The 13,358-nt window shown below is 59.4% G+C and carries 14 protein-coding genes; 5 read left to right on the top strand and 9 right to left on the bottom strand.

The window, feature by feature from the left end:
• Positions 1-14: 14 nt before the first annotated feature.
• Positions 15-959, top strand: a complete 945-nt coding sequence (locus tag ACUN0G_RS20500) for an alpha/beta hydrolase (protein WP_445574130.1) — start codon at positions 15-17, stop codon at positions 957-959.
• A 58-nt stretch (positions 960-1,017) separates the two neighbouring features.
• A complete protein-coding gene (locus ACUN0G_RS20495) occupies positions 1,018-1,488 on the top strand; it encodes a MaoC family dehydratase (RefSeq protein WP_003213034.1) in 471 nt (156 codons plus the stop codon).
• A gap of 55 nt (positions 1,489-1,543) precedes the next feature.
• Here the strand turns inward: ACUN0G_RS20495 and ACUN0G_RS20490 are convergent, their stop codons facing one another.
• A complete protein-coding gene (locus tag ACUN0G_RS20490) occupies positions 1,544-2,011 on the bottom strand; it encodes a ferritin-like domain-containing protein (RefSeq protein WP_421525408.1) in 468 nt (155 codons plus the stop codon).
• A 206-nt stretch (positions 2,012-2,217) separates the two neighbouring features.
• Between ACUN0G_RS20490 and ACUN0G_RS20485 the strand changes: the two genes are divergently transcribed.
• Entirely contained in the window at positions 2,218-2,454 is a 237-nt protein-coding gene (locus ACUN0G_RS20485; RefSeq protein WP_003213031.1) for a DUF3820 family protein, read from the top strand.
• A 12-nt stretch (positions 2,455-2,466) separates the two neighbouring features.
• Entirely contained in the window at positions 2,467-3,648 is a 1,182-nt protein-coding gene (locus tag ACUN0G_RS20480) for an aminotransferase class V-fold PLP-dependent enzyme (RefSeq protein WP_445574129.1), read from the top strand.
• A gap of 197 nt (positions 3,649-3,845) precedes the next feature.
• Here the strand turns inward: ACUN0G_RS20480 and ACUN0G_RS20475 are convergent, their stop codons facing one another.
• The 3 genes from ACUN0G_RS20475 to zwf are packed head-to-tail and all read right to left on the bottom strand — an operon-like array spanning position 3,846 to position 6,695.
• Complete coding sequence (locus ACUN0G_RS20475; RefSeq protein ID WP_076015855.1) at positions 3,846-4,511, bottom strand: bifunctional 4-hydroxy-2-oxoglutarate aldolase/2-dehydro-3-deoxy-phosphogluconate aldolase; 666 nt, start codon at positions 4,509-4,511, stop codon at positions 3,846-3,848.
• 17 nt (positions 4,512-4,528) lie between these two features.
• Positions 4,529-5,242: a 6-phosphogluconolactonase gene (gene pgl, locus ACUN0G_RS20470; RefSeq protein WP_445574128.1), complete on the bottom strand. Its 714-nt coding sequence runs from the start codon at positions 5,240-5,242 to the stop codon at positions 4,529-4,531.
• A complete protein-coding gene (gene zwf, locus ACUN0G_RS20465; protein ID WP_076015857.1) occupies positions 5,229-6,695 on the bottom strand; it encodes a glucose-6-phosphate dehydrogenase in 1,467 nt (488 codons plus the stop codon). The genes pgl and zwf overlap by 14 nt, the downstream gene beginning before the upstream one ends.
• Positions 6,696-6,913: 218 nt before the next feature.
• On the opposite strand from zwf, the gene ACUN0G_RS20460 reads away from it, so the two are divergent.
• Positions 6,914-7,774 carry a MurR/RpiR family transcriptional regulator gene (locus ACUN0G_RS20460; protein WP_172834605.1) on the top strand — a complete coding sequence of 287 codons (861 nt, stop codon included), beginning with the start codon at positions 6,914-6,916 and terminating at the stop codon, positions 7,772-7,774.
• A 115-nt stretch (positions 7,775-7,889) separates the two neighbouring features.
• Here the strand turns inward: ACUN0G_RS20460 and ACUN0G_RS20455 are convergent, their stop codons facing one another.
• From ACUN0G_RS20455 to ACUN0G_RS20435, 5 genes are all read right to left on the bottom strand, one after another.
• A complete protein-coding gene (locus ACUN0G_RS20455; RefSeq protein ID WP_421525412.1) occupies positions 7,890-8,735 on the bottom strand; it encodes a D-hexose-6-phosphate mutarotase in 846 nt (281 codons plus the stop codon).
• A gap of 178 nt (positions 8,736-8,913) precedes the next feature.
• Positions 8,914-10,260, bottom strand: a complete 1,347-nt coding sequence (locus tag ACUN0G_RS20450) for a carbohydrate porin (RefSeq protein WP_421525413.1) — start codon at positions 10,258-10,260, stop codon at positions 8,914-8,916.
• A 105-nt stretch (positions 10,261-10,365) separates the two neighbouring features.
• Positions 10,366-11,526, bottom strand: coding sequence for an ABC transporter ATP-binding protein (locus tag ACUN0G_RS20445; protein ID WP_421525414.1), 1,161 nt, complete (start codon positions 11,524-11,526; stop codon positions 10,366-10,368).
• A 2-nt stretch (positions 11,527-11,528) separates the two neighbouring features.
• On the bottom strand, positions 11,529-12,374 hold the full coding sequence (locus ACUN0G_RS20440; protein WP_017475737.1) for a carbohydrate ABC transporter permease: 846 nt from the start codon (positions 12,372-12,374) through the stop codon (positions 11,529-11,531).
• A complete protein-coding gene (locus tag ACUN0G_RS20435; protein ID WP_003213011.1) occupies positions 12,367-13,275 on the bottom strand; it encodes a carbohydrate ABC transporter permease in 909 nt (302 codons plus the stop codon). The genes ACUN0G_RS20440 and ACUN0G_RS20435 overlap by 8 nt, the downstream gene beginning before the upstream one ends.
• Between the last annotated feature and the right edge of the window lie 83 nt (positions 13,276-13,358).

Below are 13,358 nucleotides of genomic sequence, written 5' to 3'. Positions count from 1 at the left end.
GCAAAGGAAGCGCCATGAACCACACCACTTTCTGGCTGACCGCGAATGACCGCAGTCGGGTGTACGTCAACCAATGGCTACCCGACGGGCCGCCCAAGGCGCTGATCATGCTGGCCCACGGCATGGCCGAGCACAGTGGCCGCTATGGGCGCCTGGCCCAGGCGTTGTGTGATGCCGGTTACGGCCTGTATGCCCCCGACCAGCGCGGCCACGGGCGCACCGCCGACGAGGGCACGCTGGGGCTGTTCGCCGAGAAAGACGGCTGGAACAAAGTGGTGGGCGACCTGGCGAGCCTCAACCAGCACATCGGCCAGCAGGCGCCGGGCGTGCCGATCATCCTGCTGGGCCACAGCATGGGCAGCTACATCGCCCAGGCGTATCTGCTGCACCACAGCGCCAGCCTCAACGGGGCGATTCTCAGTGGCTCGAACTTCCAGCCAGTGGCGCTGTACGGCGCGGCCAAGGTGATTGCTCATGTCGAACGCTTGCGTCAGGGTTTGCGGGGACGCAGCGCGCTGATCGAGTTCCTGTCATTTGGATCGTTCAACAAAGCGTTTAAACCCAATCGCACCGCTTTCGACTGGCTCAGCCGCGATTCGGCCGAGGTCGACAAGTACGTCAGCGACCCGCTCTGCGGCTTTCGTTGCACCAACCAGCTATGGATCGACCTGCTGGGCGGCTTGCAGCAAATCAGCAAAGCGTCCAATCTCGCTCAGATCGATCCGGGCCTGCCGATCCTGATAATGGGTGGAGAATGTGATCCGGTCAGTGAAGGCAAGCGTCTCAAAAGTCTGGCCAACGCGTTGCGTGAAGCCGGCTGCCAGAACCTGGAGCTGAGCATTTACCCGCAGGCGCGCCACGAATTATTCAACGAAACCAACCGTGATGCGGTCACAGCCGATGTGCTGACGTGGCTGGCCCAGGCAGCAGTGCTGCGCCGCCCTACTCGCTGCGAATGATTTTTCGTTTAAAATCAACACATTAAGATTTCTGATTAGCCACAGGATGCACCAACTGATGACCCAGGTTACCAACACGCCTTACGAAGCCCTTGAAGTCGGCCAGACCGCCAGCTACAGCAAGACCGTCGAGGAGCGCGATATCCAGTTGTTCGCGGCGATGTCCGGCGACCACAACCCGGTGCACCTGGACGCCGAATTCGCCAAGGCGACCATGTTCAAGGAGCGCATTGCCCACGGCATGTTCAGCGGCGCTCTGATCAGCGCGGCGGTCGCGTGCGAGTTGCCCGGGCCCGGCACCATCTACATCGGCCAGCAAATGACCTTCCAGAAGCCGGTCAAAATCGGCGACACCCTGACCGTGCGTCTGGAAATCCTCGAGAAGCTGCCGAAATTTCGTGTGCGCATCGCCACCCGCGTGTTCAACCAGCGCGATGAGTTGGTGGTGGACGGTGAGGCCGAGATCCTCGCGCCCCGCAAGCAGCAGACCGTGACCTTGACCGAACTGCCGGCCATCAGCATCGGCTGAATAATCGCCCATAAAAAAGCCCCGCATCTGCGGGGCTTTTTTATTCAGGCGGGGCTCAAGACTGAGCGCGTGCCTGGTTACGCAGGGCTTTCACCTGGTCGTGGTTGCGTTGCGCGCCGTGGAACTGACGCTCTACCAGGTCACGAATACCCAGCAGGTTGTGCTTGTTGATCTTCTCGATCGCTTCTTTGTAAGCCTTCAGTGCGTGGTCTTCACCGCGCTCGGCTTCGTTCAGCACCGCTTCTTCGTCTTTACCGGTGACCAACGACTTCACGTCGACCCAGCCACGGTGCAGGGCACCGGCAACGCTACCGGAGTTTTCCGGATCGCCACCCAAGGCTCTAACAGCGGTTTGCAGTTCGGCAGCGGCGGTGGCGCAATCAGCGGAACGCTTTTGAAACAGGGCTTTGAGCTCTGGATGCTTGATGTCTTCTGCGCAGGTCTTGAAGCCTTCCTGGCCGTCCTTGCTGGTCTCGATCAGGTCATTCAGTACGGAGATCGATTCTTTGTTGATATCAGTCATTTTTCAATTCCTTCGCGGGTTAAGAAACGTGTCTTAGTAATTGCAGCGCCCGTGCCAGCTTCTGAAAAACGATTTAATCCTTATATTTCAACGAGTTATAAATTAAGCAAAAATCTGTATCCGCTTTATTTGCATGATCTGTCATTTGGCCTCCATGCAGAATGCCTGTATTTTCCAAGGCATCGACTCAAATACCTGAAGCCCCAATGAATCCTGAAAAACTTGAATTGCTGATCACCCGCGAAATGCCTTTCGGCAAGTACAAGGGGCGGATCATTGCCGACCTGCCTGGCCCTTACCTGAACTGGTTTGCCCGTGAGGGCTTCCCCCACGGTGAGCTGGGCGGGCTGCTGGCCCTGATGCAGGAAATCGACCACAACGGCTTGTCCGAATTGCTGGAACCCCTGCGCGCCAAACACGGCAAGCCTGCCCCTCGTCATTAATAGAGCACGCACATGGACAGTACCCGCGACGAACAACACTGGCACGCCATCGCCCAGCGCTACGACCTGGAGCCCGGCCCGATCAACCTCGAAAATGGTTACTTCGGGCGCATGAGCCGCGCGGTACTTGAGCAGTATCAAGACAACGTCGCCTTCATCAACCGCAGCAACTCGATCCATGTGCGCCAGCGTTTCGAGCAGGGCGAGAACGTCGAGATCCGTAACCAATTGGCGCAATTGATGGACGCCGATCCTGAAGCCATCGCCCTCACCCGCTGCGCCTCGGATGCGTTGCAGTCGCTGATCCGTAATTACAACCGCTTGCAGCCCGGCGACCAGGTGCTGATCAGCGACCTGGAGTACGACACGGTCAAAGGCGCCATGCGTTGGCTGGCGCAGCACCGTGGGGTGGAGGTGATCGAGATTGCCCACGAACACCCGGCCAGTTTCGACAGCCTGGTGCAGACGTATCGTGATGCCTTCGTGCGCTACCCGCGCCTGAAGTTGCTCGCGCTGACCTACGTGACCCACCGCACCGGACTGGTAATGCCGGTGGAGGCGATTGCCAGCGCTGCCAGAGAACATGGAATTGATGTGATCCTCGATGGCGCCCATGCGCTGGGGCAGATTGAGTTCAACCTGGCGCAGTTGGGTATCGCGTTTGCCGGTTTCAACCTGCACAAGTGGATCGGTGCGCCGTTGACCCTGGGCTTTATTTATATCGACCCACAGCGCTTGGCGGACATTGATCCGGACATGGGTGAGTTCCACTACCCCATCACCGATGTACGGGCCCGTACGCCGTACAGCACACCGAATTTCCCGGCGCTGATGACCTTGCCGCTGGTGTTCGAGGAGCATCGCTTGTTGGGCGGTTCGAAGGCCAAGGGTGCCCGGCTCAACTACCTGCGGGATTTGTGGGTGAGTGAGGTGCGCCAGTTGCCGGGGATTGAAGTGCTGACGCCGGATGATCCACGGCTGTACTGCGCGATCACCTCGTTCAAGTTCACTGATCAGCCGGATCAACAGGTGATGGCGGACCGACTGCTCAAGGAATACAACCTCTTCACCACAACCCGCAGCGGGGCATCGTTCGGCAGTTGTATTCGGGTGACACCAGGCTTTTTAACGTCAGCAGCAGACATTCATGTGCTGATCAAAGCCCTCACCGAACTGAGCGCGATCTCACTGTAGGAGCGAGCTTGCTCGCGAAGGTCGTTAACGATGACACGGGAAACCTGACACCCAGCGGTGCTCTCGGGTTTTTCGCGAGCGAGCTCGCTCCTACAGTGGGAGTGGGCCATTTTCCGCAGGCAAAAAAAAGCGGCACACCGACCAAGTGCGCCGCAAAAATGCCGTAGAACACAGCAACAACGATTCGGTAAATCCAATCAGTCCAGCAGGGCCAGCGCCTCGGCGGTGGTTTCCTGAATACGTGCCCAGTCGCCGTTCTTGACCCATTCAGGATCAAGCATCCAGCTACCGCCCACGCACATCACATTCTTCAACGCCATGTAGCTCTTGATGTTGGCCGGACCGACGCCGCCAGTCGGGCAGAATTTCACTTCGCCAAACGGGCCACCCAAGGCCTTGATCGCGGCAACACCACCGCTGACCTCAGCCGGGAACAGCTTGAAGCGGCGATAACCCAGGCCATAACCTTCCATGATCCCGGAGGCATTGCTGATGCCCGGCAACAGCGGAATCGAGCTGTGTACCGAGGCTTCCAGCAGGTCGCGGGTAATCCCGGGGGTGACGATAAACTGCGAACCGGCCACTTCGGCCGCTTCCAGCATCTGGCGATCCAGCACGGTACCGGCACCGGTGCACAGCTCCGGACGCTGCTCACGCAGCACCTGAATGGCCTTGAGGCCGAACTGCGAACGCAGGGTCACTTCCAGCGCGGTCAAACCACCGGCTGCCAGGGCATCGGCCAAAGGCAGAATGTCCTGCTCACGGGCAATGGTGATCACCGGCAGGATCCGCGCCTTGGCGCAGAGGCTGTCGATCAAGGCAACTTTGTCCGCCATGGAAACGGTAGGTTGAGGGCTGTTCATCGCGGCTGATCCTTGGCTCATGGGCACCAGTAAATCTCTAAAGTAGGTTGCAAAAACGCGCGTATCGGCATGGCAGCAACGTCGTCACTGGCCAGCGCGGCGCTCAAGGTGGTCAATTTCGAGCTGCCGGAAATCGACAGCACGGTGTAGTGGGCGGTAGCCAGCAACGCACGACTCATGGTCAGGCGTTGGTGCGGCACGGTCGGCGCCAGCATCGGCCAGCAACGACGACTGCCATCGGGCTTCAGTGCTTCAGCCAGGTTCGGGCTGTTGGGGAACAGCGACGCGGTGTGGCCGTCATCGCCCATGCCCAGCACCAGCACATCAATTGCCGGCAACTCGGCCAGCAGGCGATCGGCTTGCTCGGCAGCGTCTTCAAGATTGGCGGCAGCGCTGTACAGGCTGAGGAACTTGGCCTTGGCCGCCGGGCCTTGCAACAAGTGCTGCTTCAACAGGCCGGCGTTGCTGTCAGCGTGTTCCACCGGCACCCAGCGCTCGTCGGCCAGGGTGATGGTCACCTTGGACCAGTCCTGGCCCTGCTTGGCGAGGTTCTGGAAGAACGCCACGGGGCTGCGCCCACCGGACACCACCAGGGTCGCTTCGCCACGGGCACTGATGGCCGCGCGCAGCTGTTCGGCCACGTCATTGGCCAAGCCATCGGCCAGCAGCACCGGGTTGCGGTACTCATGGGCCGTCACACCCTGAGGCAGTTTCAAATCAGATATCGCCATACCAAGACCTCCCGTCCCGCGTGATCAGTGCAATCGAGCTCATCGGCCCCCAGGACCCCGCCGCATACGGCTTGGGCGCATCACCGGATTTTTTCCACCCGGCGATCAACTGGTCACACCACTTCCACGCGGCTTCGATTTCATCTTTGCGCACAAACAGGTTCTGGTTGCCACGCATGACTTCAAGTAACAACCGCTCGTAGGCATCGGGAATCCGTGCGCTGCGATAGGTGTCGGAAAAATTCAGTTGCAGTGGCCCGCTGCGCAGTTGCATGCCCTTGTCCAGGCCCTGCTCCTTGGTCATCACCCGCAAGGAAATCCCTTCGTCCGGCTGCAGGCGGATGATCAGTTTGTTGCTGATCTGCAAGCGCTGCTCGGGGGCGAAGATGTAGTGGGACGGTTCCTTGAAGTGGATGACAATCTGCGACAGCTTTTGCGGCATGCGCTTGCCGGTGCGCAGGTAGAACGGCACCCCCGCCCAACGCCAGTTACGAATATCGGCACGCAGGGCGACGAAGGTTTCGGTGTCGCTCTGGGTGTTGGAGTTCTCTTCTTCCAGGTAACCCGGCACCGGCTTGCCGGCGCTGTAGCCGGCGATGTATTGGCCGCGTACCACTTGGGTGGTCAGGCCGTCCGGGCTGATGGGCGCCAGGGCCTTGAGCACCTTGACCTTCTCGTCCCGAATACTGTCGGCAGACAGGTCGGCCGGCGGGTCCATCGCGATCAGGCACAGCAACTGCAGCAGGTGATTCTGGATCATGTCCCGCAGTTGCCCGGCCTTGTCGAAATAGCCCCAGCGACCTTCGATACCGACCTGCTCGGCCACGGTGATTTCCACGTGGGAGATGTAGTTCTGGTTCCACTGGGTTTCAAACAGGCTGTTGGCAAATCGCAGGGCGATCAGGTTCTGGACGGTTTCTTTGCCCAGGTAGTGGTCGATGCGGTAGGTGCGGTTTTCCGGGAAAAACTGCGCTACGGCGTCGTTGACCTTGCGTGAGGAATCCAGGTCCGAGCCGATGGGTTTTTCCAGGACGACCCGGGTGTTTTCCGCCAGGCCCACCTTGGACAGGTTCTCGCAGATCGCGCCATACACCGCCGCCGGGGTGGCGAAGTAGGCAATCAGGCGTTGTTCGGTGCCGGCTTTTTCCGCCAGGGCGACGTAATCATCGGCCTTCAGGAAGTCGACGTGCAGGTACGTCAGGCGGGCCAGGAAACGCTGGGCGACGGTTTCGTCCAGTTCCTTGCCCACGTAGCTGCGTAATTCTTTTTCGATGTGGGCCAGGTGTTGTTGCTCGGAACCGGCCTCACGGGCCAGGGCCAGGATGCGCGTGTCTTCGTGCAGCAGACCCGCGCCATCAAGTTGATAGAGGGCAGGAAATAACTTGCGCAGCGCCAGATCACCCAAGGCGCCAAACAGGGCAAAGGTGCAGGGTTCTACGGTTATCGAAGGCATGATGTTTGTTCTTTTATCAAGTTAAGCTACAAATACCTTTTTTTAAGGCATCACTCAAGGAAAAATGTAGTAATAACCACAACATTTTCCCGAAAAACGTATTCCGAGTGGTGGTGTTCAACTACCCTCAGTAGGATAGGCCACCGCAAAGGGCCGCTCGTCGATTGGTTGACGACCCTTATTTGCATCGTCGCCCTAAGGAAACATGAATGGACCGCGTGCGAAATCTACTGGAACAGATCCAGAAACGCCTCGATGAACTGAACAAGGCTGAACGTAAAGTTGCTGAGGTCATCCTGCTCAACCCGCAGCAGGCGACCCGCTTCTCTATCGCCGCCCTCGCCCAGGCCGCTTCGGTCAGCGAACCTACAGTGAACCGCTTCTGCCGCTCGTTCGGCGTGAGTGGTTACCCTGAACTTAAATTGCAGCTGGCGCAAAGCCTGGCCAGTGGCGCGGCGTATGTCAGCCGCGCGGTGGAGGCCGATGATAACCCGGAGGCCTACACCCAGAAGATCTTTGGCAGTGCCATCGCGTCTCTCGACAGCGCCTGCCAGGCCCTGGACCCGAACCTGATCAGCAAGGCCGTCGACCTGCTGATCCAGGCCCGGCAGATCCACTTCTTTGGCCTGGGTGCTTCGGCGCCCGTGGCCATGGATGCCCTGCACAAGTTTTTCCGTTTCAACCTGTCGGTCACGGCCCACGCCGATGTGCTGATGCAGCGGATGATCGCCTCGGTGGCCCACACCGGGGAATTGTTCGTGATCATTTCCTACACCGGGCGTACCCGTGAACTGGTGGAAGTGGCGCGTATTGCGCGGGAGAACGGCGCCTCGGTGCTGGGGGTGACCGCCGAGAACTCGCCGCTGGCCAAGGTCAGCACGGTGAGCCTGAACATTCCGTTGCCGGAAGACACCGACATCTATATGCCAATGACCTCGCGGATCATTCAGTTGACGGTGCTGGACGTGCTGGCGACAGGCATGACCTTGCGTCGCGGGGTGGATTTCCAGCCGCACTTGCGCAAGATCAAAGAGAGTTTGAACGACAGCCGGTATCCGGTTGGGGATGAGTTTAACTAAGCTCGAATTTCTGCCTGCAGTACCGCCGCCATCGCGGGCAAGCCCGCTCCCACATTTGGAATGCATTCCCCTGTGGGAGCCGGGCTTGCCCGCGATGAGGCCATCAGCAACACCACTAAACCCCAGCCCGCGCCTGCAAACTCAAATGCGCCCTCTCCCCCGGCGCCAGACTCGCAGCAGCCATCGCCGACTCCACACACACAAACCCTGAAGCCTCGTTGAAGCTCACCCCCAGCAACGGCCGGGTCCCCGGGTGCCACACCACCGTGTCGGCACTCTCGCCGGTATCGATGCACAACTCGCGCTGCCAGGCGTGGTCCTTGAGGTGCAATTCGCCCTCGTGCTGGAACACCCGCTGACAACCGCCCTCCACCCGCAACTCACCTTCCTGCTGGCACGCCTGGCGATTGAGCTGATCGTAGCCTTGCGCGCCATCCAGCCCAGACAGCGCTACCTCACCCACGTTGCCAATCCGCCAATAGGCGTGCAACGCATGGCTCAGTTGGCACGGCAGCTCATCCTGGTGCTCGGTGGCCAGACGCAGTTCCAGGGTTTCCCCCAGGTGCGCATGCAGGTCTACCTGCCAATCGCATAACTGCAATTGCCAGTGCAAACGCACGCCGTCGTCGTCGGTGCTGCTGTCCAGCAGTTTCCAGTCGATCAACCTTGCCCAGCCATGGGATGGCCAGGCGTTTTCGCTGGGATGGCGGCCATACCACGGCCAACATACCGGCACGCCGCCACGAATGGCGCCGACCTGCGGCCACTTGGCCGCGCACCACAGCCAGGGCTTCTGGCCCGTGGGCTGAAAGTGCAGCAATTGCGCGCCCTGACGACTGAACACCGCTTGGCAGAGCGGGTGATCAATCACCAGCACATCGCGCATCTGGAAGCGTTCCCAGGCGAATACCGGCCGCTCGCGCAGGGATTTGAAAAAGCGTTGCAGCGGATGCTCATGCATGTGCCACGGTCCTGAATATCTTTGTAGGCGCTGGCTTGCCTGCGATGGCATCGCCTCGGTGTGGCAGATACACCGCGGGGCTCGCATCGCAGGCAAGCCAGCTCCCACACAAAAAAAAGCGGATAGCCATGGCTACCCGCAAAATGCGCACAGAGAGAAGGAGCTTATCGCAACAACGTTAGAACGTAGACTGAATTTTCAGGCCCGCTACCACCGCGTTGTCGACTTGCTTAACACCACCTGGGTTGGCGATGTATTGCAGGTTAGGACGCACGGTCAGCCAGTTGGTGACGTGGAAACCGTAGTTCAGTTCAACGTTGTACTCGGTGTTACGCAGCGGTGCGTAACCCGACTGGTCGTAATCCGTGAAACCGCCGGCCGCGTTGAGCAACTCAGCGTTTTTCTTCACGTCACTGTTGGCATGGATACGGGATACACCGATACCCACGTCATCTTTTGTACGTGCGTCGAATGGACCTTTATACACAAGCATCAGCGACTGGTAGTTGTCGACCAGGTTGGTGTCTTTGTCGTGGAAGGTGACGTTGGCCGCAATGTTCAAGCCGCGGGAAGCATCGCCATTGTGGGTGGTGAGTTGCTGTTGCAGAACGCCCCAGTAACCGCTTTTGCTGCTGCGAACGCGGAAGGCTGCGCCCGTGGTGCCAGCATCGTTACCGTTGACGTCTTCACGTACGTCGGTAGCGTCGGCGGTGCTCTTGTAGTAACCCACACGGTATTCGCCCGGCAGGCCATTGACCTTCGGCGACCAGACCAATTCAACCGGCAATACGGTGCCCTTGGTGCCGCTGCCGCTGAGTTTGAAGCCGTTGCCGTGCTCCAGTTGCGACGGGTTCTGGTTGTACGCACCGATTTGCGCATACAGCTCAGGCGTGATGTTGTACTTCACGCGGATGGCCGCCTGGCTGACGGGCCAGTTGTACCAGGTGTTTACATAGTTACCGACCTGCGAGCCACAGAACGACAGGTTCTGGAAGTCGCACGGGAAGGTGTTGAAGTCTTCGCCTTCACCGAAGTAACCGAGTTTCACGTCCAGCTTGTTGTCGAACATCTGGTGCTGAATCCAGAACTGGGTCAGACGCACCATGTGGCCTCGGCCGTCGACTTCTTGAGACGAACTCAAGGTGCCGGCACGCGGGTCGCCAATACGGTCGTTGGAGATGTTGGCGCCGTTACGATTGGTCAGCTGGATCTTGGCCTGGGTGTTATCCCAGCCCCACAGCTTTTGCAGGTCCAGTGCCACGCCCAGACCGAACTGGTCAGCGTAACGGGCAGTCTTGTCGTTGTTGTAGCCACCGCTGAGGTTGCCACCGACTTCACCGACGTAATCCGCCTTGATGTCGATACCTTGCTCGATCAGCTTGGTACGCTCGCCGCCCCAATCGCCGGTCATCCACTTGGAATCGGCGCTGAACGCGTCGGCCGCCATCGCATTGGCGGACAGTACCAGGGCGGCTGCTGCTGACAGTTGGCAGATCAGCCGGGTGTTGTTGTGGTGCTTTTTCATCCCTACATCCTCGTCTTTATTGTTATTAACTGTTTTTATCTAACGCGGTTTACTTCTTTGTGAGAGCAGGACTCTCACAAAAGCCCCTACACATCATTTGAAACTTCAGCGTCCCTTGAATTGAGCAACGTTGTCCGCACGGTCCTGTGCCGGCAACGAAGTGGCAGTGCCCAGGCGCTCGCCGGTCTTGGCGTCGAACAGCAACACCTTGGCCGGGTCGAACTGCAAGGTCAGGGTCTCGCCCACTTGCGGCGCCACATCGGGCGCCAGTCGGCAGCAGACCTTGGTGTCATTGATTTGCACGAACACCAGGGTGTCCGGACCGGTCGGCTCGGTGACTTGCACCTCGGCGCGAATGGTCGGCGCACCGGTGGCTTCGGCGGCGGCCAGCACGATCTGCTCCGGGCGCAGGCCCAGGATCACTTCGCGGTCTTCAAGGCCTGCATCGTTCATGTTCAACGGCAATTCACAGCGTGCCTGGCCGCTGTCCAGCAGCGCCACCAGGCGGCTGTCCTTGCGTTGCAGGCGCAGTGGAATGAAGTTCATCGGTGGTGAACCGATAAAGCTTGCCACAAACAGGTTGGCCGGGTCGTTATAGATCTCTTTCGGCGTGCCGAACTGTTGGATGATGCCGTCCTTCATCACCGCCACTTTGTCGCCCAAGGTCATCGCCTCGATCTGATCGTGGGTGACGTAGACGGTGGTGGTTTTCAGACGCTGGTGCATCAGCTTCATTTCGGTACGCATCTCGACCCGCAGCTTGGCGTCGAGGTTGGACAGTGGTTCGTCAAACAGGTAGATCTTCGGGCGACGCGCCAGTGCACGGCCCATGGCCACACGCTGTTGCTGGCCGCCGGAAAGCTGGCCTGGCTTGCGATTGAGCAGGTGCTCGATCTGCAGCAGCTTGGCCACCCGTGCCACTTCTTCGTCGATCGCCGCCTGGGGCATCTTGCGAATCTTCAGGCCGAACTCGATGTTCTCGCGCACGCTCATGGTCGGGTACAGCGCGTAGGACTGGAACACCATGGCGATGTCACGATCCTTGGGGCTCATGCCGCTGACGTCCTGGTCGCCGATCATGATCGCGCCGCCGGTGATGTTTTCCAGGCCGGCAATGCAGTTCATCAAGGTCGATTTACCGCAACCCGAAGGCCCGACCAGGATCAGGAACTCACCCTCCTTGATCGACAGTTCGATGTTCTTTAGGGTGTCCGGCAGGCCGGTACCGTAGGTCTTGTTTACGTTACGAAGTTCAAGCGTTGCCATGATTACCCCTTGACCGCGCCGGCCGTCAGACCGCGCACGAAATACTTGCCTGCGACCACATAGACCAGCAGGGTCGGCAGCCCGGCGATCATCGCCGCCGCCATATCAACGTTATATTCCTTGACCCCGGTGCTGGTGTTGACCAGGTTGTTCAGCGCCACCGTGATGGGCTGCGAATCACCGCTGGAGAACACCACGCCGAACAGGAAGTCGTTCCAGATCTGCGTGAACTGCCAGATCAGGCACACCATGATGATCGGTGTCGACATCGGCAGGATGATCAGCCGGAAGATCGTGAAGAACCCCGCGCCATCCAGGCGTGCCGCTTTCACCAGTGCATCGGGAATGCTGACGTAGTAGTTACGGAAGAACAGTGTCGTAAAGGCCAGTCCGTACACGATGTGCACGAACACCAGACCCGTTGTGGTACTGGCCAGGCCCATCTTGCCGAGGGTGAACGAGGCTGGCAGCAGCACGGTCTGGAATGGCAGGAAGCAGCCGAACAGCAACAGGCCGAAGAACAACTGCGAACCGCGGAAACGCCACATCGACAACACGTAGCCGTTCAACGCGCCGATGCCGGTAGAGATCAGTACCGCCGGAACGGTGATCTTGATCGAGTTCCAGAAGTAACCGTCAACCGTGGCCCAGGCTTTCACCCAGCCGATGCCGGTGATCACGGTGGGCCAGCTCAGCAGGTTGCCGGTGCTGATGTCTTCCGGGGTCTTGAAGCTGGTCAGCAACATGACCACCAATGGCACCAGGTAAAGCAGGACAGCGAGGATCAGCACCGCGTAGATCGCGACGCGGCTCAGGCTGATGGCAGGTTTGCCGGCGAGACTAGTCATTACGCTTGGTCCTTAGCTCGGAGTACAGGTAAGGCACGATGATTGCGAGAATCGCACCGAGCATCAGAATCGCACTGGCCGAGCCCATGCCCATCTGGCCGCGGCTGAAGGTGAAGGAGTACATGAACATCGCCGGCAGGTCGGAGGAATAACCCGGACCACCCGCAGTCATTGCCGCCACCAGGTCGAAACTCTTGATCGCGATGTGCGCCAGGATCATTACCGCACTGAAGAACACCGGACGCAGGCTTGGCAGCACCACTTTCCAGTAGATGCGCGGCATGCTCGCGCCGTCGATCTGCGCGGCACGGATGATCGATTGATCAACACCCCGCAGGCCGGCGAGGAACATCGCCATGATGAAGCCCGAGGCTTGCCACACAGCGGCGATCACCAGGCAGTACACCACACGGTCCGGGTCGATCAGCCAGTCGAGGCGAAAGCCTTCCCAGCCCCAGTCACGCAGCAATTTGTCCAGGCCCATGCCCGGGTTGAGCAGCCATTTCCAGGCCGTACCGGTAACGATCATCGAGAGCGCCATCGGGTACAGGTAAATGGTGCGGATAAAACCTTCGCGGCGGATTTTCTGGTCGAGGAAAATTGCCAGGGTCACACCGATCACCAGGGTGATGCCGATGAACATGCCACCGAACACCGCCAGGTTCTTGCTCGCGACCCACCAGCGGTCGTTGTCGAACAAGCGCACGTATTGCGCCAGGCCTACAAACTTGTAGGTCGGCAGGAAAGTCGAGTTAGTGAACGACAGCACAAACGTCCACAGGATGTAGCCATAGAAGCCCACCAGAACGATGAACATGCTCGGCGCCAGCACCAGTTTGGGTAGCCAGCGCTGCAGTGCATCGAACGGCGAGGCTTTGCTGAACACAGCAACAGAACTCATGGGAAAATCCAGTACAGGGAAAAAGGACTGCAGGAACATGCCTTGTGGGGGTCAGGGGTCCCCCCACAAGGCCATTCAGTGCT

Source organism: Pseudomonas sp. 32A, from assembly GCF_052682255.1.
This window is presented reverse-complemented; position numbering and strand designations above follow the sequence as displayed.